Source organism: Streptomyces sp. NPDC057638, assembly GCF_042800315.1.
Classification (GTDB): Bacteria; Actinomycetota; Actinomycetes; order Streptomycetales; family Streptomycetaceae; genus Streptomyces.
Map to the genome: position 1 here is coordinate 15,138 of NZ_JBHVHF010000043.1, position 22,310 is coordinate 37,447.

13 protein-coding genes are annotated in these 22,310 nt (G+C 73.6%); 4 read left to right on the plus strand and 9 right to left on the minus strand.

The genetic code is table 11. The features are described from left to right. The first annotated feature begins 21 nt into the window (after positions 1-21). The 3 genes from ACFVIM_RS09065 to ACFVIM_RS09075 all read left to right on the plus strand — a co-directional run bounded on the left by ACFVIM_RS09065 (position 22) and on the right by ACFVIM_RS09075 (position 3,849). Entirely contained in the window at positions 22-1,464 is a 1,443-nt protein-coding gene (locus ACFVIM_RS09065) for an NtaA/DmoA family FMN-dependent monooxygenase (RefSeq protein ID WP_384300009.1), read from the plus strand. Further along, positions 1,461-2,612, plus strand: a complete 1,152-nt coding sequence (locus ACFVIM_RS09070) for an LLM class flavin-dependent oxidoreductase (protein WP_384300010.1) — start codon at positions 1,461-1,463, stop codon at positions 2,610-2,612. Before ACFVIM_RS09065 ends, ACFVIM_RS09070 begins: the two co-directional genes overlap by 4 nt. A gap of 109 nt (positions 2,613-2,721) precedes the next feature. Then, the gene (locus ACFVIM_RS09075) at positions 2,722-3,849 is read left to right on the plus strand and encodes an LLM class flavin-dependent oxidoreductase (RefSeq protein WP_384300011.1); all 1,128 of its coding nucleotides are present in this window, start codon (positions 2,722-2,724) and stop codon (positions 3,847-3,849) included. Between the two features lie 128 nt (positions 3,850-3,977). On the opposite strand, the gene ACFVIM_RS09080 is transcribed toward ACFVIM_RS09075, so the two are convergent. After that, positions 3,978-4,961 (minus strand): LuxR family transcriptional regulator, encoded by a 984-nt coding sequence (locus tag ACFVIM_RS09080; RefSeq protein ID WP_384300012.1) that lies wholly within the window; start codon positions 4,959-4,961, stop codon positions 3,978-3,980. Between the two features lie 278 nt (positions 4,962-5,239). Between ACFVIM_RS09080 and ACFVIM_RS09085 the strand changes: the two genes are divergently transcribed. After that, positions 5,240-6,652, plus strand: a complete 1,413-nt coding sequence (locus ACFVIM_RS09085) for an aminopeptidase P family protein (RefSeq protein WP_384300013.1) — start codon at positions 5,240-5,242, stop codon at positions 6,650-6,652. 111 nt (positions 6,653-6,763) lie between these two features. Here the strand turns inward: ACFVIM_RS09085 and ACFVIM_RS09090 are convergent, their stop codons facing one another. From ACFVIM_RS09090 to ACFVIM_RS09125, 8 genes are all read right to left on the minus strand, one after another. After that, the gene (locus tag ACFVIM_RS09090) at positions 6,764-7,174 is read right to left on the minus strand and encodes a peptidase inhibitor family I36 protein (protein ID WP_384300014.1); all 411 of its coding nucleotides are present in this window, start codon (positions 7,172-7,174) and stop codon (positions 6,764-6,766) included. A 96-nt stretch (positions 7,175-7,270) separates the two neighbouring features. After that, complete coding sequence (locus ACFVIM_RS09095) at positions 7,271-7,645, minus strand: hypothetical protein (protein ID WP_384300015.1); 375 nt, start codon at positions 7,643-7,645, stop codon at positions 7,271-7,273. 380 nt (positions 7,646-8,025) lie between these two features. Continuing rightward, positions 8,026-8,661 (minus strand): isochorismatase family protein, encoded by a 636-nt coding sequence (locus ACFVIM_RS09100; protein WP_384300016.1) that lies wholly within the window; start codon positions 8,659-8,661, stop codon positions 8,026-8,028. 48 nt (positions 8,662-8,709) lie between these two features. Beyond that, positions 8,710-10,431 carry a (2,3-dihydroxybenzoyl)adenylate synthase gene (locus ACFVIM_RS09105; RefSeq protein ID WP_384300023.1) on the minus strand — a complete coding sequence of 574 codons (1,722 nt, stop codon included), beginning with the start codon at positions 10,429-10,431 and terminating at the stop codon, positions 8,710-8,712. Between the two features lie 62 nt (positions 10,432-10,493). After that, positions 10,494-11,738, minus strand: a complete 1,245-nt coding sequence (locus ACFVIM_RS09110; protein WP_384300017.1) for an isochorismate synthase — start codon at positions 11,736-11,738, stop codon at positions 10,494-10,496. A 115-nt stretch (positions 11,739-11,853) separates the two neighbouring features. Next, on the minus strand, positions 11,854-12,675 hold the full coding sequence (locus tag ACFVIM_RS09115; protein ID WP_384300018.1) for a 2,3-dihydro-2,3-dihydroxybenzoate dehydrogenase: 822 nt from the start codon (positions 12,673-12,675) through the stop codon (positions 11,854-11,856). Between the two features lie 398 nt (positions 12,676-13,073). Continuing rightward, entirely contained in the window at positions 13,074-20,363 is a 7,290-nt protein-coding gene (locus tag ACFVIM_RS09120; RefSeq protein WP_384300024.1) for an amino acid adenylation domain-containing protein, read from the minus strand. A gap of 32 nt (positions 20,364-20,395) precedes the next feature. Next, a partial coding sequence (locus tag ACFVIM_RS09125) for a condensation domain-containing protein (protein WP_384300019.1) occupies positions 20,396-22,310 on the minus strand: 1,915 nt, incomplete at its 5' end.

Genomic DNA, 22,310 nt, shown 5'->3' on the forward strand with positions numbered 1-22,310 from the left:
GACCGGAGGACGCCTACCACCATGAGCACGTCGACCTCGGGCATACCGGCCACGGGTGCCCCGACCGCGAGCGATCCCGCCGGGGGCAAGCCCCTGAAGCGGATCCATCTCGCGGCCCACTTCCCCGGTGTCAACAACACCACGGTCTGGAGCGATCCACGGGCGGGCAGCCACATCGCCTTCAGCTCCTTCGCGCACTTCGCCCGGACCGCCGAACGCGCCAAGTTCGACTTCATCTTCCTCGCCGAAGGGCTGCGCCTGCGGGAGCAGGGCGGCCGGATCTACGACCTGGACGTGGTGGGACGGCCCGACACCTTCACCGTCCTCACCGCGCTGGCCGCCGTCACGGAACGGATCGGACTGACCGGCACCATCAACTCCACCTTCAACGAGCCCTACGAGGTGGCCCGCCAGTTCGCCAGCCTGGACCACCTGTCGGACGGGCGCGCCGCGTGGAACGTGGTCACCTCGTGGGACCCCTTCACCGGCGAGAACTTCCGGCGCGGCGGATTCCTCCCCCAGGAGCAGCGCTACTCCCGGGCCAGGGAGTTCCTGGACACCACCACCGAACTGTTCGACTCCTGGCAGGCCGACGACCTGCTCGCGGACCAGCGGTCGGGCCGCTTCCTGCGGGACGCGCGGGCCGGGGCCTTCGCCCACCGGGGGCAGCACTTCGACATCGCCGGGCGGTTCAACGTGCCGCGCGGCCCCCAGGGCCGCCCGGTGATCTTCCAGGCGGGCGACTCCGACGAGGGCCGTGAATTCGCCGCGTCGCGCGCCGACGCCATCTTCAGCAGACACAGCGAACTCGGTCCCGGCCAGGCGTTCTACGCCGACGTCAAGGGCCGTCTGGCCCGCCACGGCCGTACCCCCGACCAGCTGCTCGTGCTGCCCGCAGCCACCTTCGTCCTCGGTGACACCGACGCCGAGGCCCAGGAACACGCGGCGGAGGTGCGGCGGCAGCAGGTCAGCGGCCAGACCGCCATCGCCTACCTGGAGCACGTCTGGAACCGGGACCTGTCGGCCTACGACCCGGACGGCCCGCTCCCGGACGTCGATCCGCTCCCCGGCGAGAACACCGTCGCCCGCGGCCGGGCCAGCGTACGGATGTTCCGTGACCCGGTCGCCGTGGCCCGCGAGTGGCGCGAGCGCGCCGCCGCACGGAACCTGTCGATCCGGGAGCTGGTCATCGAGACCACGGCCCGCCAGTCGTTCATCGGGTCCCCGGCCACCGTCGCCGAGACGATCAACGCCTTCGTCCAGGCGGACGCCGCGGACGGCTTCATCCTGGTCCCCCACCTCACCCCCGGCGGCCTGGACGCGTTCGCCGACACCGTCGTCCCGCTGCTCCAGGAACGCGGGGTGTTCCGCGAGGACTACACCGGCTCCACGCTCCGCGACCACCTCGGGCTGGCCCACCCCGATCCGCGCGCGGAGCCCGAGCCCGGGCGGGCGGCCTCATGAAGTTCCTGCTGATCAGCCTGATCGTGCACGTACCGGATCCGGTGACCGGTACCCAGCCGAGTACCGGCGAGCGCTTCAGAGAAGTGATCGACAACGCGGTGCTGGCCGAGGAGCTCGGATTCGACGGCTTCGGCGTCGGCGAACGCCATGAGCGGCCCTTCCTCTCCTCCTCACCCCCCGTCGTCCTCAGCCATATCGCCGCGCTCACCTCCCGGATCAGGCTGTTCACCGCCGTCACCACACTGAGTCTGCTCGACCCGGTCCGCGCGTACGAGGACTACGCGACGCTGGACCACCTCTCCGGCGGCCGGCTTGAGCTGATCATCGGGAAGGGCAACGGCGCCGCCCAGCGCGAGCTCTTCCATGTCACCCCCGAGGACCAGTGGGACCGTAACGCCGAGAGCTACGAGCTGTTCCGCAGGATCTGGCGGCAGGGGAAGGTGAGCGCCACCCCGCGCTTCCGCCCCGCCCTGACCGACGCCGAGGTCTGGCCGAGGCCGCTTCAGCGGCCCATCCGGGTCTGGCACGGCAGCGCGACCAGCCGGGAGTCCGTCGATCTCGCCGCCCGCTACGGCGATCCGCTCTTCTCGGCCAACGTCACCCACCCGATAGAGCCGTACGCCGAGCTGATCAGCTACTACCGGGAGCGGTGGGAGCACTACGGCCACGATCCGGCGCGGGCCGTCGTCGGGGCGGGCACGGCCGGGTACTACGCGGCCCGGACCTCCCAGGAGGCCATCGCCGCCTACCGGCCGGAGTTCGAGGGCTATCTCGACCTCCAGAAGCGCCTGGGGCTCGAACCGGTCTTCGCCACCCTGGAGGACTTCGTCGAACGCAGCTCCGCGCTGATCGGCAGCCCGCAACAGGTGATCGAGAAGGTGCACCGCTACCACGAGCGGTTCGGGCACAGCGCGATCCATCTGCACGCCGACGCGGGCGCGTTCACCCAGGCCCAGCACCGCGCCTCACTGGAACTCTTCCAGTCCGACATCGCCCCGGCGCTGCGGCGCGATCTGCCCGGACCGCCGTTCCCCTGGGCGCCGGTCCTGCCCGGACCGGAGACCGGGACCGGACCTGACACCGGGACCGGGTCACCGCCGGAGACCGGGGCCGGGCCGGGGGCCGAGCCCTCGGCCCCCGCGCCCTGAGCCCCGTCAGCGCCCCAGGGCCTCTCGCTACGAGCCCGCACCCCGGACCCCGAACCCGCTTCCGTACCGGCACCCGCCACCGCCGACCGCTGAGGAGTACCACCCGATCATGTCCACCATCCCCCTCGGGGTCCTCGACCTCGTCCCGATCCCGTCCGGTTCCACCGCCGCGGACGCGCTGCGCCACACCATCGACCTCGCCCGGCAGACCGAACGCTTCGGGTACACGCGGTACTGGCTGGCCGAGCACCATCTCAACCCGGGAGTGGCCGGAGCCTCGCCCGCGGTCGTCCTCGCCCTGACCGCGGGCGCGACCTCCACGATCAGGATCGGGTCCGGTGCCGTACAGCTCGGCCACCGCACCGCGCTCTCCACGGTCGAGGAGTTCGGGCTGATCGACGCCCTGCACCCCGGGCGGCTCGACCTGGGACTCGGCCGGTCCGGCGGGCGGCCGTCCGGACGGGCGGCGGAGCCCCGCCCGGCCACGATCCCCGTCGTGGACGGGCGGGCCCCCAACGGGCTGGTGATCCCGCCCCGGTTCTCCTTCGAGCAGCTGATCGGATCGCCGCGCTTCCGGGTCCAGCAGGAACTGCTGCACCTGCCCGGTGCCACGGCGCAGGAGTACGGGGAGCAGGTCGACGACATCCTCGCGCTGCTGCGCGGCGACTACCGCGCCGCGGATGGGACCGAGGCCCATGCCGTCCCGGGCGAGGGCGCCGAGGTGGAGGTGTGGATCCTCGGCAGCAGCGGTGGCGAGAGCGCCGAGGTCGCGGGCCGCAACGGACTGCGCTTCGCGGCCAACTACCACGTCAGCCCCGCCACCGTCCTGGAGGCCGCCGAGGGCTACCGCGCCGCGTTCCAGCCCTCCGGCGACCTCGACAAGCCGTATGTCAGTGTCTCCGCCGACGTCGTCGTCGCCGAGGACGACGCGACCGCCCGCGAGCTGGCCACCGGCTACGCCCCCTGGGTCCGCAGCATCCGCACCGCCGAGGGCGCCATCCCCTTCCCCACCCCGGACGAGGCCCGCGCCCATCCGTGGACCGACGCGGACCAGGAACTCGTCGCCGACCGCGTCGACACCCAGTTCGTCGGCTCCCCGGCGCGCGTCGCCGACCAGCTCGAACGACTTCAGGAGGCCACCTCGGCCGACGAGCTGATCATCACCACCATCACCCACGGCCACGCGGACCGGGTGCGCTCCTACGAGCTGCTCGCGCGGGAGTGGTACGGGCGGTGAACGCCGTACGGCCCGGTCACCGACGCCGCGCGCCGGTGACCGGGCCACGGCGGCCCGTCCCGCCCGGCGGGCCCGGAACCCCCCGTAAGACAAGGTGACAGCCCTGGGGGTAGACCACCGCCGACGGATCACAGCCAGCCGTTGCGCTGTGCCTGCAAGGCCATCTGGAAGCGGTTCGCGGCACCCAGCCGGGCCATCAGCGTCTGGAGGCGCCGGAAGAGGGTACGTCTGCTGATGCCCAGCTCACGGGCGATGACCTCATCGTCGGCGCCCCCGGCGAGGAGCCACAGCAACCGCCGGTCCGCCGGAGGCAGGCCGCCCGGGCGGGTGGTGTGGCCCTGGAACGGCACGGCGGCGCGCCATGACTGTTCGAACAGGGCGATGAGCGCGGAGAGCAGGCCGCACGGCTGGACCACCAGCATGCTGTTGTGCACATCGGCCTCCTGGATCGACAGCGAGACCAGGGCGTAGGCGTCGTCGATGATCACCAGCTTGACCGGTACCGACGGCAGCACCCTGGCCTGCTCGCCCGCCATGACACAGGGCTCGATCACCTCCGTGAGACGGCCGGGGTGCGCCAGCGACTCCCGTGAGTACACCACCCGCTGGGTCACCCCCCGGGCCAGGGTCGCCAGCGCGTCGTGGGTGGCGTCCGCCAGGAGGACATACGGCGGCGACTCGAACTGCCGGATCTGCTCGCGGGCACTCGCCCACGCCCGGCGGATCCGGGGACCGACCGCGTCGCCGGTGACGACCTCCACCAGATCGTCGTTGTAGGCGGCGAGGCGCTGACGCCGGAAGGACTCGAACGCGCCCGCGACGGCGATCCTCGACTCCTCGACCTCGGCCGCCCGGTGCCGGGCCAGGATCTCCAGCCCCGCGGTCGGCGGTACCGGGGCCACCACCTCCCCGTCCGCCCCGGGAGCGCTGGCCAGCCCGGCGTCGACGAGGGTCGCGTACGCGGCCGGGAACTCCCCCGGGGCGGCGTCCGAGGCGGTGGCGATCACGTCCAGCGGGGCGGGCGCCAGATCGAGGAGCGCCCGATAGACCCGGGCCGCCGTCGGGTCCAGCCCCAGCAGCCGCAGCGCCTCGCCGAGTCTCTCGTTCATCATGCGTCCCATTGTCGATGGTCCCGGACCACCGGATGGCGGATCCGTGCCACTGGCACATCCGCGCACCGGGCGGGCGCGGCACGGGATACCGTCCCGCTTGCCGGTGGCCCCGGCGGCCGGGAGGCCGTCCGTACCCGCGCCGGAAGGGCGTCCGTACCACGCCCGGAACGCGGAGCCGCCTCGCCGCGAAGCCGCGTTCCGGGCTCGGAGCAGCCCCAGAGCGGCCACAGGGCCAGCCACAGCGAAGCCACAGCGAAGACACAGGGAAGGTGGACGATATGGCGGAAGGCCGGAAGAACGGTCTCTACCCGGGGATAACCAAGGAGCTGTCCGCGCTGATGCGGACGGGATGGGCCCCGACCGAGCGGCATGATCTGCCGCTGGACGAGCAGGCGCCGCACGCGGCCCGCCGCCGTGCCGCGCTCTCCGCCCGCTTCCCGGGCGAACGCCTCGTCATCCCCTCCGGGGGCCTCGAGGTCCGCTCCAACGACGACTGCTACCCCTTCCGTCCCTATTCGGGCTATGTGCATATGACCGGGGACCGGGCCCGCGACGGCGCCCTGGTCCTCGAACCCCGCGCCGACGGCGGCCATGACGCCCACTGCTATCAGCTGCCCCGCGACAGCAGGGACGACGACGAGTTCTGGACCGGCCCCACGGCGGAGCTGTGGATGGGCCGCCGCCGCTCCCTCGCCGAGGCCGCGTCCGTGCTCGGCCTGCCCTGCCGCGACGTCCGCACGGCGGCCGCCGACCTGGCCGCCGCGCCCGGTGTGCCGACCCGGATCGTCCGTGGTCTCGCCCCGGCCCTGGAGGCCGCCGTCAGCACCGACGCGGAGCGGGACGCCGGACTGGAGGAGGCCCTGAGCGATCTGCGTGTCGTCAAGGACGACTGGGAGATCGCCGAACTCCGCAAGGCCGTGGACTCCACCGTGCGCGGATTCACCGACGCGATCGGCGAACTGTCCCGGGCGGTCGCCTCGTCCGAGCGCTGGATCGAGGGCACCTTCTTCCGCCGGGCCCGCCTGGAGGGCAACTCCGTGGGCTACGGCTCGATCTGCGCCGCGGGCGAGCACGCCACGATCATGCACTGGACGGACAACGACGGTCCGGTACGCCCGGGAGAACTGCTCCTGCTCGACGCCGGAGTGGAGACCCACACCCTCTACACCGCCGATGTCACCCGGACCTTCCCGATCGGCGGGACCTTCACTCCCGTACAGCGTCAGGTCTACGACGCCGTGTACGGGGCGCAGGAGGCCGGGATGGCCGCCGTCCGCCCCGGCGCGGCGTACCGCGACTTCCACGAGGCGTCGCAGCGCTACCTCGCCGACCGGCTGGTCGCGTGGGGCTTCATCGAGGGCCCGGCGGACCGCGCGTACGCCCTCGGACTCCAGCGGCGCTTCACCATGGCCGGGACCGGGCACATGCTCGGACTGGATGTGCACGACTGCGCGCAGGCCCGGAACGAGGAGTACGTGGACGGGGTGCTGGAGCCGGGCATGGTGCTCACCGTCGAGCCGGGCCTGTACTTCCAGCCGGACGACCTCACCGTGCCGGAGGAATGGCGTGGCATCGGCGTGCGGATCGAGGACGATCTGCTGGTCACCGAGGACGGACACGAGAACCTGTCGGCGGGTCTGCCGCGTTCGGCGGACGAGGTCGAGGCATGGATGGCCCGGTTCGCGGGCTGAGGCCGCCGATCCCCCGAGCCGGAGGGGACACGGGGCCGCGGGCGTGGTGCCCCGGCCTCGCCGGTCGTCTCCGGCTCCGGCGGCCCCGGCTCGCGGGCCGGTTCCGTCTCCTCAGCAGGGGCGGAAGGAGCTGATCTTGTCGTTGATCCACCCGGGCAGGCTGGGCCACCACTCCCAGGGACCGATCCTGAACTCAAGACCGCCGTAGCCCGGGTGCTCGTAGAAGCAGATGGAGTAGATCGAGTCATTGACGATGGAGGAGACCTGGTCCTGGTACTGGCCGAGGTTGGAGAACACGTTGGGCATGCTGAAGGGGAGCGAGAACCCCCCGTAGTTCTCATGCGCCCGCAGACACAGGCTGCGCCCGTTCCCCATGCAGCCGGCGGCCTCGGTGGCCTGGGCGGGGGTGGTGTTCGCGAGCACACCGGCTGAGGCGGTGAGGATGGCGAGGGCGGCGAGGAGCGCCGTCCGGTGCTTGAGACGTGACAGGGCGGAGGGCCTGCCTTCGGCGCTGGAACGCATGGCTGCCTTTCTGTCGGCGTGCGGTCGGGTGCTTTCCGTGGTGCGCGCGGGCGGGGGCGGGCACAGGGCCGTCCGGGGGGCGGACGGCCCTGTGGGTCAGCAGGGCCGGTAGGACGAGATCTTGTCGTTGATCCATCCAGGGAGCGTGGCCCACCACTCGCCGGGGCCGATCCGGAACTCAAGACCGCCGAAGTTCCCGTGCTCGTAGAAACACATGCGGAGGTCGGTGCTGTTGGCCAAGGAGGAGACGCTGTCCTGCGCCGGGCCGCCGAGATTCGCCACGTACACGGGGGCGCCGCTGGGGTACACCGGGATCGAGTAGTTGGGGTTGGCGTAGATGAAGACACCGGCCAGGGCGCCTTCCGGAGCGGCGGTCGCCGGGGTCGCGGTCGCCAGCGCACCCGCCGCGATCAGCGCGCCCACGGCGGGAGCCACCGCCAACCGCCGGGCGGTCTTCTTCAGGAACGACATGAGCCTGTCCTTTCCTCGCGGGGAGAGACCCGCCCGTGGAGCACATCGAGCCGGGGCGGATGTACGTCATGACACGGCGTTGCAATTTCTTGCTGAAAGGAACTGCAAGAAGTTTCCATCGTGGGGGCGCCGGAGGCAAGAGGCCGGTCATACACGGCCGTGATGGCGGCCGTCACCCTCGCTGATCGCCCCACCGGTACCCCGTCGACTACGCCGAGCCCGGCACCACCTCCACGATCCGTTGACGCCCTGACGCCCTGACGCCCTGACGCCCTGACGCCCTGACGCTCTGACGCCCCCACAGCCCCTGCGCCGCGAACCCCGGACGCGGCGGTACCCGTGGAGCACCTGTCAGCACCCGTCAGCACCCGTCAGCACCGTCAGCGCCCGCTCCGGAACACCTCCTCCGCCGTCGTGACCACGGCGCACCGGCCCGCGGCCCACTCCAGGGCCATCCGGTGCTCCCGGGCGGAGAAGTCGGCCACCGCGTCCGCCACGACGAACGCCTGGATGTCCCGCATCCACGCGTCGCACGCCGTCATCAGGACGCCGATGTGCGCGTAGACCCCGGTCACCACGATCTGGTCGCGGCCCTGCTCCCGCAGGGACTCCCGCAGTCCGGTACGGGTGAACGCGCTGTACTTCCACTTCGTCAGCACGGTGTCCCCCGGGCCGGGCGCGACCGCGTCCGCGATGGCCGCCGCGTACGGGTCGTCGGGGATGCCGGGGCCCCAGAAGTCCTGCTGGAGCCCGCGCTGTTCGGGGGTCTGGCCGCCGGGCTGGGCGGTGTAGAGAACCGGGATCCCGAGTCGGCCGGCCTCCTTCCGTAGCAGGTTGATCCGGTCGAGCAGGGTGGTGACGGGCTCGCTCCCGGTGTCGAACGCCGACAGGAAGTAGTTCTGGAGGTCGTGGACGACCAGGACGGCGCGGTCCGGGTCGACGGTCCACTCCACCCGGTTGGCGGGCAGCTCCGCGGGGAGCGGCATGCGGTAGGAGGGGATGGAGGGCAGTGCCATGAGAGATTCCGTTTCCGGCGGTGGAGCCAGCGGGGGAGTCAGCGGGGGTCAGTCGGAGTGAGGGGGAGCCAGGGGAGTGGGCGGAGGGGCGGGGGAGACGGACGCCGGGGCCGTACGGGCGCGCAGATCCCTCTTCGAGACCTTGCCGACCCCCGTCTTCGGGAACGCCTTCACGAACACCACCCGGTCCGGCACCTTGTACGCGGCCAGCCCCCGCCCCCGGACGAACTGCTTCAGCGCGAGCGCCCCCACCGCCGCGGCGTTCCCGCGCAGGATGACGTACGCGCAGGTCCGTTCCCCGAGGTACGGGTCGGGCTCGGCGACCACGTTGGCGTCGTGCACCGAGGGGTGGGCGATGATGTGGTTCTCCACCTCCTCGGCGGCGATCTTCTCGCCGCCCCGGTTGATCTGGTCCTTCGCCCGGCCCTCGACCACGAGATGACCGCTCTCCGTGCGCCGGACGAGATCGCCGGTGCGGTAGAAGCCGTCCGTGGTGAAGGCGCGGGCGTTGTGCTCCGGTGCCTTCCAGTACCCCCGGACGGTGTAGGGGCCACGCGTCAGCAGATGGCCCGTCGTCCCCTCCGGAACGTCCTCGTCCGTGTCGTCGACGATCCTGATCTCGTCATCGGGGGAGAGCGGACGGCCCTGGGTGGTCACGACCGTCTCGGCGTCGTCGTCCAGGCGGGTGTAGTTCACCAGTCCCTCCGCCATACCGAAGACCTGCTGGAGCGAGCAGCCGAGGGCCGGCCGCACCCGCCGGGCCGCCTCCTCGCCGAACTTGGCCCCGCCGACCAGCAGGACATCGAGGCTGGAGAGGTCGTACGGGGTGCCGGGCGCCGCCTCCGTCCACACCAGCGCCAGCGGTGGCACCAGGCCGGTGATCGTCACCTTCTCGTCCTGGATCAGCGGAAAGGCCGTGTCGGGGGCGGGTCTGGGACACAGCACCACCCGGCCGCCCGCGTACAGCGTGCCGAGAGTCCCCGGCGAGGACAGCGGGAAGTTGTGCGGCGCGGGCAGCACACACAGATAGACGCTGTCGCGGTCGACGCCGCAGACCTCGTTGGAGGCGCGCACCGAGTAGACGTAGTCGTCGTGGGTGCGGGGGATCAGCTTGGGGACGCCGGTGCTGCCGCCGGAGAGCTGGAGCAGGGCGATGTCCGAGGGGGCGGGCTCGGCCAGCGGCACGGGCGCGCGGGGCACATCGGCCAGGTTCTCGAAGGGGCCCGCGTCCGCACCGGAGACCAGGACGTGCCGCAGGGAGGGCACCCTGGCGTACAGGGCCGTCGCCAGGGGGCGGTAGTCGAAGCCCCCGTGGGTGTCGGGGACGATGTACGCCACCGCCTCGGTGAAGGAGCAGAAGTAGCCGATCTCCGTCTCCCGGTGGGCGGGCAGCGCGAGCACCGGCACGGCACCGATCCGGAAGAGCGCGAACAGCACCTCGAAGAAGGCGGCGGTGTTGGGCAGTTGGACCACCACCCGGTCGCCGGGGCCGATGCCCCGGGCGACCAGCCCCGCGGCCATCCGGTCGGCGCGCCGGTCCAGTTGGATATACGTCCAGGCCAGCCGGGTGCCGCCGGGGCCGCCGACCGGGTCGACGACGGCGACACGGTCGGGGTGGGCGGCGGCACGCTCACGGAGCACCGCGCCCAAGGTCTCACCGCGCCACCAGCCGGCCTCGCGGTAGCGGCGGGCGAACGCCTCCGGCCAGGTCGGGTCGGGCGTGTTCGCGGTGCCGTGGGCGGGGGTGCCGCCCCGGCCGGGGACGGTCACGGTGGTGTTCGGGAGGGACCCCCGGCCGGGGGTGGCCCCGGTGGTGTTCGGGACGGACGCGGTCACAGCTCGGCCCCCATGGCGTCGAGGAAGGTACGGAACTTGGCGGCGGTCTCGGCGGTCTCCGCGGCCGGATCCGAGGCGGCGACGACACCCGCGCCCGCGTACAGCCGCAGCGAGTCCTCCCCGGCCTCGGCGCAGCGGATGGTGACCACCCACTCGCCGTTGCCCTCGGCGTCGCCCCAGCCGACGACGCCGGTGAAGAAGCCACGGTCGAAGGGCTCGGTCCGCTGGATCACGGCACGGGCCACATCGGTCGGGGTGCCGCAGACCGCGGGGGTCGGGTGCAGCGCGCCGGCGATCTCCAGGGCGGAGACCCCGGGGTGTGCCAGGGTGCCCGTGACCGTCGTGGAGAGGTGCCACATCGTGGCGGTACGGATCAGGGAGGGCCGTGCGGGCACCTCGATCGAGGAGCAGTACGGTGCCATGGTCTGGTGCACGGCGTTGACCACGACGGCGTGCTCGTGCAGATCCTTGGCGGACTCCAGCAGGCCGGCGGCCCGCCGTACGTCCTCGGCGAGGTCGCCGCTGCGCGGGGCGGACCCGGCGAGCGGGTTGGAGACGAGCACTCCGCCCCGGCGGGAGACCAGCAGCTCGGGGCTGGCGCCGAGCAGGGTCCGGCCGGGACCGGTGGGCAGGGCGAAGGTGTAGCCGCCCGGGTCCCGGCGGGCCAGCCGCTGGACCATGGCGGGCAGATCCGGCCCGTTCGCGCCGGTCAGTCGCAGGGTGCGGGCCAGTACCACCTTGCTGAACTCGCCCTGCCACATGCGGTCGACGGCGGCGGCGACGCCCCGTGCGTACTCCTCGGGCTCCGGTTCCGGCCGGACCGTCCAGCCGCCCCGCGCCGGCGCGGCGGCCGGCAGGGCGATCAGCGGGTCCATGGCGAGCGCGGGTCCGGTGGTCACGGTCTCCGGCACGACGAGGGCGGCGGGCGCCGACGGGTCGAAGGGGATCGCGCCGAGGACGACCCGGGGGCCACCGTCGTCCGGGCCGACCGCGCGGAGGGCGTCGGCGACCCGTCGGTGCAGCGGCTCGGGGCCGTGCGGGACGGAGTGACGGACGCCCCGGGCGAGCAGGGTGCGGGTGGGCGTGGCGAGGAAGCGGTCCTCGCGGCGGTAGGCGTCGAGGAGGCCGGTGGCTGCGCCCACAGCGGAGCGCGAGGCTCCGGCCGGGGGCGTGACGTCGGCGGAGGAGGGGGTGTGGGCCGGGGGTCGGTGCGGCTCGGCGATCTGAGGGACCGTCGACACGGTGGGGCTCCTTGCTGTGTGCGCGGCGCGTCCGTCCGTCCGTACGCGCCGCATAGGTTGATGGTGTGTGGTGTGTGGGGTGGGTGGCCCGGTACGGGGACGGGCGGCGCGGCGGTCAGCGCAGCGTCGCGCCCCCGTCGACATAGATGTCCTGCATGGTGATGTGCCGGGCCCGGTCGGACGCCAGATAGACCACCGCCTCGGCGATGTCCTCGGGGTCGGCGAGGCGCTGGAGCGGAATGCCGGTCCGGTACGCCGAGAGGTCCCCCTCGATCACCCGGCCGGGGCCGCCGGGACCGTCCCACAGCGACCGCTGCATCGGGGTGTCGGTGGAGCCGGGACAGACCGCGTTGCAGCGGACGCCCCGCGCGGCGACCTCCAGGCCGAGGCACTTGGTGAACATGACGGCGGCGGCCTTGGAGGCGGCGTAGGCGCTCATCCCGGCCCGGGGGATGCCCGCCGCGTTGGACGCGACGGTGACCACGCAGCCATGGCCCCGGGCCGCCATCCCGGCGACGGCCGCGCGGGAGACATGGAAGACCCCCGTGGTGTTGACGGCGAAGACGTCCGCCCAGTCCCGGTCGGTGGTGTCCAGCGCCGCTCCCGTACGGAGCACTCCGGCGACGTTGACGAGGATGTCCAGGGGGCCGAGTTCGCGCTCGACCCGGGCGACCGTCGCGGTGACGGCGGCGGGGTCGGTGACATCGAGCCGGTATCCGGTCACCCGGCCGGGCGCCGTGGCGCCGCCGCCCGGGTGGGGCAGGGAGAGCGCGGTCACCGTGTCCCCGAGCGGTCCGTCCGCCCGGTCGGCCGCGGCGACGGTGGCCCCGAGGGCGCTCAGCGCGCTGACGACCGCCCGGCCGATGCCCTGCGCGGCCCCGGTGACGAGCGCCACGCGGCCGCCGAACTCGCCGTGTGACGTGCTGTTCTGGGACACAACCCCTCCCTGGGTGATGGGGAATCCGTGGTGCGGTGACTCTGTGGTGCGGTGACTCTGCGCCCCTGGGCTCAGGTGCTCAGGTGCTTGTGTGCTGAGGTACGGCGGTACGGCGGTATGCCGGTGACGCCGAGGTCGTGGCCCGACGGCTCTCCGGTGCGGTGGGACGCCGGGCGGTGCCCTGGCCCCTCAGGCGAAGGCGGGTCCGACGGATATCGCCGGGCGGGGGCCCTCGGGCGGCGCCTGGGGGAGTGCCCTTCCCGCTGGGCCCTGCGGCCCGGGTGGCCACGGGCGGCGCCTGGGGGGCACCTCCACCCCTGGGCCCCGCGGGCCCGGGCGGCCCCCGTACCGGGTGCCACGGGCCCACCGCGCACCCACCCGTCACGGCACCAGCCGTCTCAGCCGCCCGACGGGACCGGAGTGGCCTTCCGCAGTGCCGCGTCGAGCAGCGGCCCGATCCCGTCGAGCGCTTCCGGCGACATCAGCTCGTCGTGCCCGAGGTCCAGGACGTGCTCGGTCAGTACGCCCTCGACATGGGCGGGCCAGACCACCCCCGGCTCCTCACCGGGCGGGGTGGTCCGGGAGGCCGTGAAGAAGAGCACATCCCCCCGGTAGTGCCGGGTCCGGCTGCGGGACAGCAGCCGGACACAGTGCACGTTGGTGTCCACCACGGCGTGCAGCAGCCGGTCGTCGAACCCCGCGAGCAACCCCTGGCTGTCCCGGATCGCGGCCATCGCCTCCTCGCGGCTCACCTCGCCGCCGCCGAGACCCGCGACGGCCAGCAGGAAGCCGCTCTCCGACCGCTCCAGCCGCTCCCGCCAGTCGGGGGAGTCCAGATACGACCAGTCGTCCCGCTCCGGCGGATACGCGTCCAGGAGGGCCAGGAAGGCGACCTCCTCGCCGCGCTCCTGGAGCATCGCCGCCAGGGTGTGCGCGACGGTGCCGCCGAAGGAGTAGCCCGCGAAGTGGTACGGGCCCTCGGGCTGGACGGCGCGGATCTCCGCGAGGTACCGCTCGCACAGCGCGGCCACGTCGGGCACGTCCGCCTCGTCGGGCAGCGGCCCGGACAGGCCCGGCGACTGCACCCCGTACACCGGCCGGGCCGGGTCGAGATGGCGCAGCAGACCCGTGTACTGCCAGGCGAAGCCGGACGCCGGGTGGAAGCAGAACAGCGGCGGCAGCGTGCCGCGTTCCCGCAGCGGCAGCAGGACCCGCAGCGCGTCCCGGCGGGCGTCGCCGCCGGAGCGGGCCGCGACACCGGCCACGGTGGGCGCGGACATCAGCGTCCCCACCTGGAGCGGCAGGCCCAGCTCCGCCCGGATCCGGCCGACGAGCCGCATCGCCAACAGCGAGTGACCGCCCAGCTCGAAGAAGTTGTCCTCGACGCCGACCCGGTCCAGGCCCAGCACCTCGGCGAAGACCCGGCAGAGCAGCTCCTCGCGGGCGTCCTTCGGGGGCCGTCCGCCACCGGCGCGGTCAAGAACCGGCGCGGGCAGCGCCGCCCGGTGGGTCTTGCCGTTGACCGTCAGTGGCAGTGCCTCCAGCGCGATGAACGCGGACGGCAGCATGAACTCCGGCAGCACGTCCGCCAGCCGCGCCCGCAGGACGTCAGGAGCGGTCCGCGTGTCGGCATCCGCGCCCGACGCCGCCACCGTGTACGCCACGAGCCGCCGCACCCCGGTCGGACCGGTGTGCACCGTGACCGCCGCCGCCGCGACCCCGTCCAGGCCGGTCAGCGCCGACTCGATCTCGCCCAGCTCGATGCGGAAGCCCCGGATCTTCACCTGGTGGTCCGCGCGGCCCAGGTAGTCGATCCGGCCGTCCTCCCGCCACCGCACCAGGTCCCCGGTCCGGTACATCACCGTCCCCGGCGTCCCGAAGGGATCCGCGACGAAACGCTCCGCGGTCGCCGCCGGACGCCGGAAGTACCCCCGCGCCAGCCCGGCGCCCGTGAGGTACAGCTCGCCCGGGACCCCGCGCGGCACCGGCCGCAGGGCGCTGTCCAGCACGTACGCCCGGGTGTTGACGATGGGCCGCCCCACGCACGACGAACCGCTGTCGGCGACGTCCGCGCCCAGCGCGTTGATCGTGTACTCGGTCGGGCCGTACAGGTTGTAGCCCATCGTCCCCTCGGTGCGCCGCAGCAGCGACCACAGCGAGTCGGGCACCGCCTCACCGCCCAGCAGCACCAGCGTCGGGCGGTGCCGGTCCGGGTCCAGCAGACCCGCGTCGATCAGCTGCTGCCCGTACGACGGGGTCACGTTGACCACGTCGACGCCGACCCGGTCGTAGTGCTCCGTCAGCGCCGCCGGGTCCAGCCGCAGCCGCTCCCCGATGACATGCACCTCGTGCCCGTCGACCAGCCAGAAGAACTCCTCCCAGGACATGTCGAACGCGAACGACACGGTGTGCGCGACCCGCAGCCGGCGGCCGCCCGCCAGCCGTACCGCCGGGCCGAAGATCCGCTCCCGGTGGTTGGCGAGCATGTTGGTCAGCCCCGCGTACGGCACCACCACGCCCTTGGGGCGTCCGGTGGAGCCGGAGGTGTAGATCAGGTACGCCGGGTGACGGCCGTCGCGCGGCGCCGTCAGCTCCTCCTCGTGGACCGGGGCGCCGGAGCGGGCGGTGAGGTCCGCGACCGTCGCCGGGTCGTCCAGCGTCAGCAGCGGCACCCCCGGGACCTCGGGCACCCGGCCGCTGACCGCCGTGGTCGTGACCAGGCAGAGCGGCTCGCCGTCCGCGACCATCGCGGCCAGCCGGTCCACCGGGTGGTCCAGGTCGAGCGGGAGATACGCGCCGCCCGTCTTCAGCACCGCGAACATCGCCACCACGAAGTCCGCCGAACGCGGCAGCCCCAGCGCCACCGTACGTTCCGGACCGGCGCCCCGGGCGATCAGCGCCCGGGCCAGCCGCGACGAGCGCTCGTCCAGCTCCGCGTAGCTCAGCCGCTCCTCCTCGAAGACCAGCGCGGTCGCCGCCGGGGTCGCCGCCGCCCGCGCCGCGAGGAGATCCGTCAGCGCGCCCGCCGGGACCTCGTGTCCGCCGTCGTCACCGAGGTCGAGCAGTTCCGCCGTCTCGCTCCGCTCCAGCACCCGCAGCCGGCCCACCGGGGTGGCACCGCCGTCCGCGAACTGTTCCACCAGCCGCCGCAGCCGGGCCGCCAGCGCCCGCGCCGTGGCCCCGTCGTAGAGGTCCGGCCGGTACGCGAGGCTCAGCTCCAGCGACGCCCCCGGCGTCACCGCCAGCGTCAGCGGGTAGTGCGTCCCGTCGACACTGTGCGTCCAGCCGATGTTGTGGCGCTCCACCGCCTCCTCGCGGGCCGCGTCGTCCAGCGGCGTGTTGCGGAACACGTACAGCGTGTCGAAGAGCGTCCCGAGGCCCATGGCCCGCTGGATCGGGCCGAGACCCAGATGGTGGTGGGGCAGCAGAGCCGCGTGTTCCCGCTGTGTCCGCGCCAGCAGCTCCCGCAGCGGCTCACCCGGCCGCGGCGTCACCCGGAACGGCAGCGTGTTCATGAACATGCCGATCATCTGGTCGACGCCGGGAACGTCCTCGGGCCGTCCCGAGACGGTGGCGCCGAACACCACGTCGTCCCGGCCCGTCAGCGACGCCAGCGACAGCGCCCACGCCGCCGACAGCGCGGTGTTGAGGGTCACCCCGCAGGCCCGCGCGAACGACCGCAGCCGCTCGCTCGCCGCCTCGCCCAGAGCGACCGTGACCACCTCGGCCGTCACCGGCCGCCGTGCCGGATCCGCCGGAGCCACCAGCGTCGCCTGGTCAAGACCCGACAGATGTCCCCGCCACGCCTCCAGCGCCGCCGCGCCGTTCGCCGCCGCGAGCCACCGCAGGTAGTCGCGGTACGGAGTCACCGGCGGCAGTCCCGCCGGATCGCCGCCCCGCGCGTACAGCGCGAACAGCTCCTCGAAGAAGAGCGACTCCGACCAGCCGTCGGTGAGGATGTGGTGCTGTGTCACACACAGCATCCACCGCTGTTCCGCGAACTTCAGCAGCGTCACCCGCAGCAGTGGCGGCGCCGCCAGGTCGAACCGGGTCGCCGCGTCCGCGAGCGAGAACTCGCGCTGCGCCGCCTCCTGGGCCGGCTCGTCCAGGCCGGTGAGATCGCGCACCTCCCACGGCAGCTCGAACGCCTCCGGCACCACCTGCACCGGCCCCGGCAGCCCCTCGTGCCAGAAACCGGCCCGCAGATGGGGGTGGCGCCGCAGCATCCCGTCGAAGGCCGCCCGCAGCGCCACCGTGTCCACCGCGTGCCGCAGCTCGACGAAGTTCTGCATCAGATAGACGTCGAGGGCGCGGTCGTCGTAGACGGCGTGGAAGTAGAGCCCCTCCTGGAGCGGGGCCAGCGGCAGCACCTCGGCGGCGTCCGGGAAGACCCGGGCGAGCGCGGCGCGCCGCTCCTCGTCCAGCTCCACCAGGGGCCCGTCGGCCCGGGGTCCGGGGCCGCCCGGTGTGTCGGCGGTGGTCCGCGCCACCACCGCCAGCAGCGCGGGTGTCCGCTGCTCGAAGACATCGCGGGGGGTGAGGACCAGGCCCTCCTTGCGGGCCCGCGTCACGAACTGGATCGAGACGATGCTGTCGCCGCCCAGCGTGAAGAAGTCGTCGTCCACACCCGCCGACGCCAGACCCAGCACCTCGGCCAGGACCCGGCACAGCACCTCCTCGCGCTCGTCGCGCGGAGCCCGTGAGGCCGGGGCGCCGCCGAGCACCGGCGCGGGGAGTGCGGTGTGGTCGAGCTTGCCGTTGATGGTGGTGGGGAGGGTGTCGAGGATGATGATGGCGGTGGGGACGAGGTGGTCGGGGAGGGTGTGGGTGAGGGTGTCGCGTGTGGTGGTGGGGTCGGCGGTGCCGGTGGCGTAGGCGATGAGGCGTTTGATGCCGGGGGTGTCCTCGCGGACGATGACGGTGGCGGTGGTGATGCCGTCGAGGGCGGTGAGGGCGGTCTCGATCTCGCCGGGTTCGATGCGGAAGCCGCGGATCTTGATCTGGTCGTCGGTGCGGCCGAGGTACTCCAGCAGTCCGTCGGGCCGTCGGCGGGCGAGGTCCCCGGTGCGGTACATGCGCTCGCCCGGCACACCGTACGGGTCGGCGATGAAACGTTCCGCCGTCAGCGCTGGGCGGCCCAGATAGCCCCGGGCCATGCCCTGGCCCGCCAAGTACAGCTCACCCGGCACCCCCTCCGGCGCCGGCCGCAGCGCCGTGTCCAGCACATACGCCCGGGTGTTGCCGATGGGCCGGCCCACCACCGGTGCCGGGCTCACCGCGAGATCGGCGCCCAGCGCGTCGACCGTGTACTCCGTCGGCCCGTACAGATTCACCGACAGCACCCCGTCCGCGGCCCGGACCTCGGACCACAGCGCCTCCGGAACGCCCTCGCCGCCGAGCAGCAGCAGCCCCGGGCGGTGGTGCGCGGCGTCCAGCAGCCCCCACTCCAGCAGCTGCCGGGCGTAGGTCGGCGTCACGTCCAGCGTGTCGATCCGGTGCTCGCGCACATAGCCGACGACGAACTCGGCGTCCCGCCGCTCCACCTCGTCCAGAATGTGCAGCTCATGCCCGGCGACCAGCCAGAACAACTGCTCCCACGAGGTGTCGAAGCTGAACGACGCCGTGTGCAGGGCCCGCAGCGCCCGGCCCCCGGCGGCGGTCGCCACCGGGCCGAGGATGTCCGTCCGATGGTTCTCGTACAGATGTGCGAGACCGCCATGGGTGATCACGACCCCCTTGGGGCGGCCCGTCGAACCCGAGGTGTAGATCACATACGCGCAGTGGTCCGGTACGACATCCACCGGCCCGGGCGCGGGCACGACGGCGGCCAGCTCCGCGACCGTCGCCGGGTCGTCCAGCACGATCCACGACGGATCGCCGCACCCGGCGACCGTACCGGTGTCCGTGCCACCGATGCCCGCGGTTCTGTCACCGGTGGCCGCACCGCCACCGACACCGGCGGTTCCGCCACCGGAAGCGACGGCCCTTCCCGGCGGCAGCGATCCCACCGCCTCCGACGTCGTCAGCACACACACCGGCGCCGCGTCCGCGAGCATGAACCCCAGCCGCTCCACCGGATGGTCCAGATCCAGCGGCAGATACGCGCCCCCCGCCCGCAGCACCGCCCAGATCGCCACCACCGACTCCGCCGACCGTGGCACCGCCAGTGCCACCACCGACTCGGGGCCCACGCCCCGCGCCACCAGCAGCGCCGCGAGCCGCGCCGAGCGCTCGTCCAGCTCCGCGAAGGTCAGCGAGCGCTCACCCGCCACCACCGCGACCGCGTCCGGCGTCCGGGCCGCGCGCTCGGCGAACCGGTCCATGACCGTGCCGCCGGGCACCTCCCGTACCGGACCGCCCCAGCCCTCCCGCAGCCGCGCCAGCTCCGCCTCCGGCAGCAGCCCCAGCGCCCCCACAGGTGTCTCCGGCGCCTCGGTGATCCGCTCCAGCGCCAGCGCCAGCCGGTCCGCGACCAGCCGGGCCCGCCGCTCGCCGACCACGTCCGGCCGGTACTCGATCCGCAGCTCCACCCGCTCGTCCAGCGACACCGCCAGCGTCAGCGGATAGTGCGTCGCGTCCCGTGCCTCGATCCCCGCCACCCGGAGCCCGCCCGGGAGCACCGGCCGCGCGTCCGGATCCACCGGATAGTTCTCGATCACGACGAGCGTGTCGAACAGCTCCCCGCCGCCCGCCTGCTTCTGGATCGCGCCGAGCCCCAGGTGGTGATGGGCCAGCAGGGCGTTCTGCTCGTCCCGGAACCGGCGCAGCAGCTCCCCGACGCTCTCCCCAGGCCGTGTGTCGAGCCGTACCGGCACCGTCGTGATGAACAGACCGAGCATCGACTCGACCCCCGGTATCTCATCCGGGCGGCCCGACACCGTCAGCCCGAAGACCACGTCCCGGCGGCCCGTCAGCCCGCCGAGCACCAGCCCCCAGGCGCACTGGACCAGCGTGCTCGGCGTGGTCGCCAGCCGGCGCGCCGCCGCCGTCAGCCGGTCCGTGGCCGCCTCCGACAGCTCCACCGCGTGGACAGCCGGCCGCACCGCCGGGCGGCCCGGCTCGGCGGGCGCCACCAGCGCGGGGCCGTCGAAGCCCGCCAGCGCCGCCCGCCAGGCCGTCTCGGCGGCGGCCGTGTCCTGCCGCTTCAGCCAGGCCAGATACTCCCGGTAGGGACGGACCGGTGGCAGCCCGGAGTCGTCGCCGTCACTCCCGTACAGCGCCAGCAGATCGCCCACCAGCAGCGGCATCGACCAGCCGTCCACCAGGATGTGATGGACCGTGATCACCAGCCGGTGGTCGTCGTCGGCCAGCCGCGCCAGCAGCAGCCGCAGCAGCGGCGGCTGGTGCGGCGCGAACCGCTGTGCCAGCTCCGCGCGCTCGGCCTCCGCGAGCGCCGCCTCGGGCGGAGCGCCGGTCCCTGAGAGCGTCGCGCCCAGGTCCACGGTCCGCGGCGCGAGCACCACCTCCGACGGGATGAACTGCACCGGCCGGGGCACACCCTCGTGCCAGAAACCGGCGCGCAGGTTCGGATGACGGCGCAGCAGCGCCCCGGCGGCCCGCTCCAGCCGGGCCGCGTCCACCGGACCGGCCAGCGCCACCGTCACCTGGACGGTGTACACATCGGTCGCGTCCTGGTCGTACACCGAGTGGAAGAGCATGCCCTGCTGGAGCGGTGACAGCGGCAGCATGTCCTCGATACGTGCCTCGTTGCGGGACTGCTTCACTGCTGGGCCCTCCACATGTCTTCGAGCATGGTGATCTGGTTCTGGTCGAGATCGAGCAGGTCGAGGTCGGACGGGGTGTGTCCGGCGGTCGTACCGCCCCGCGCCCACGCCGTCAGCGTGGTGAGCGCCGCCCGCCAGCCGTCGGCGAGTTCGCCGACGGTCTCCTGGGGCAGTGCCTCGCCCGCCCAGACGAAGGCGGCGGTCAGCCGCGGCCCGTCGGGACCGTTCTCGATCTCGGCGTCGACGGTCAGCGCGTGCGACAGCGGCGCGTCCGGTTCGGGGCGTACGGACAGGGCGTCCGCCTCGGCGGCCGGGCCCCAGTCGGAGGCGACCCGCGCCTCCTGCCGCCCCAGGTAGTTCCACAGGACCTCGGCGCCCGGCTCCCGAGGGAACAACTGGGCGGTGCCCGCGTTGAGGTACCGCAGCAGCCCGGCGCCGATCCCGCCGTCCGGGACGCCCCGCAGGGCCTCCTTGACCTCCTTCAGCGCGGCACCCGCGTCCTGGGTGCCCGCCAGCACGGCGGCCGGATCGTAGCTCCCGGCACCGAGCCGCAGTGGATGGACGGCCGTCAGCCACCCCACCGTCCGCGTCAGATCCGCGTCCGGTACGAGGTGCTGCTCGCGGCCGTGGCCCTCCAGGTCCACGGTGAACCCGGCCCCGCCCGCCCGCTCGCCGACGGCCAGCGCCAGCGCGGTCAGCAGGGTGTCGTTGACCGTGCCGTGCACGGCCCGCGGGACGGTGGTCAGCAGCGGCTCGGTCTCCTCGGGAGAGAGCTGTACGGTCAGCCGCCGCGCGGTCGCCACGGTGTCCCGGCGCGGATCCAGCGCACGGCCTGTCAGCAGCCGCTCCCGGGGCGCGGAGTCCAGCCAGTGGCCCAGCTCCGCCAGCCGCCGGGGGCTGTGCGCCTCCGCCGCGAGCGCCGCCGTCCAGGACCGCAGCGATGTCGGCACCGGGTCGAGCACCGGGACGCGGCCCGCCGCGACCGCCTCCCACGCGGCCCGCAGATCCGGCAGCAGGATCTGCCACGACACCTCGTCCACCACCAGATGGTGGGCGACCAGCAGCAGCCGGGAGGCGGCGTCCGGGCCGCCGTCCAGGAGCACCGCGCGGACGGTGTCGCCGGAGACCGGGTCCAGTTCGCCCGCCGCCCGCTCCGACTCCCGCGCCACCAGCTCCCGCAGTTCCTCGCCGGTGACACCGAGGGCGTCCACCGTGCGTAGCACCGCGTCGGCCGTCAGGGCTCCGGCGGGCCGCGCCTCGGCGCTCCACAGTCCCTGGCGCGTCACCGTCAGCACCTGACGGAGCCCGTCGTGGTGGTCCAGGACGGCCCGGAGCGCGCCCGCCAGGTCGCGGCCGCGCACCCCGGCGGGCAGCAGTACCAGCCGGGCCTGGCAGAACCGCCGGTACGGGCCGCCGCGCGCGGCGAACCAGTGCGCCACCGGCGGCAGCACCAGTGGGCCGGTGCCGAGGTCGGGGGAGCGGTCGCGCCGGGTGGTGCGCGTGACATCGGTGGGCGCCGCCACCGCCGCCAGCCGGGCCGGGGTCGGGTGTTCGAAGACCTGGCGGGCCGTGATCGTGAACCCGGCCTTCCGGGCCCGGCCGACCAGCCGGATCGACACGATGCTGTCACCGCCGAGGGCGAAGAAGTTGTCCTCCGTCCCGATCGCGGGCAGCGCCAGCGCCTCGGCCATCAGCCGGGCGAGCACCGTCGCCGGGTCCTCGTCCGCGCCGGCCGGGGCCGGGGCCGTCGCCGGGGCCGCCGTCACGGTGACCGGGTCCGGGGGTGCGGGGAGGGCTTTGCGGTCGAGTTTTCCGTTGAGGGTGAGGGGGAGTTCGGTGAGTTCGATGTAGGTGGTGGGGCGCATGTGTTCGGGGAGGTGGTGGGTGGCGTGGGTGTGGAGGGTGTCGGGG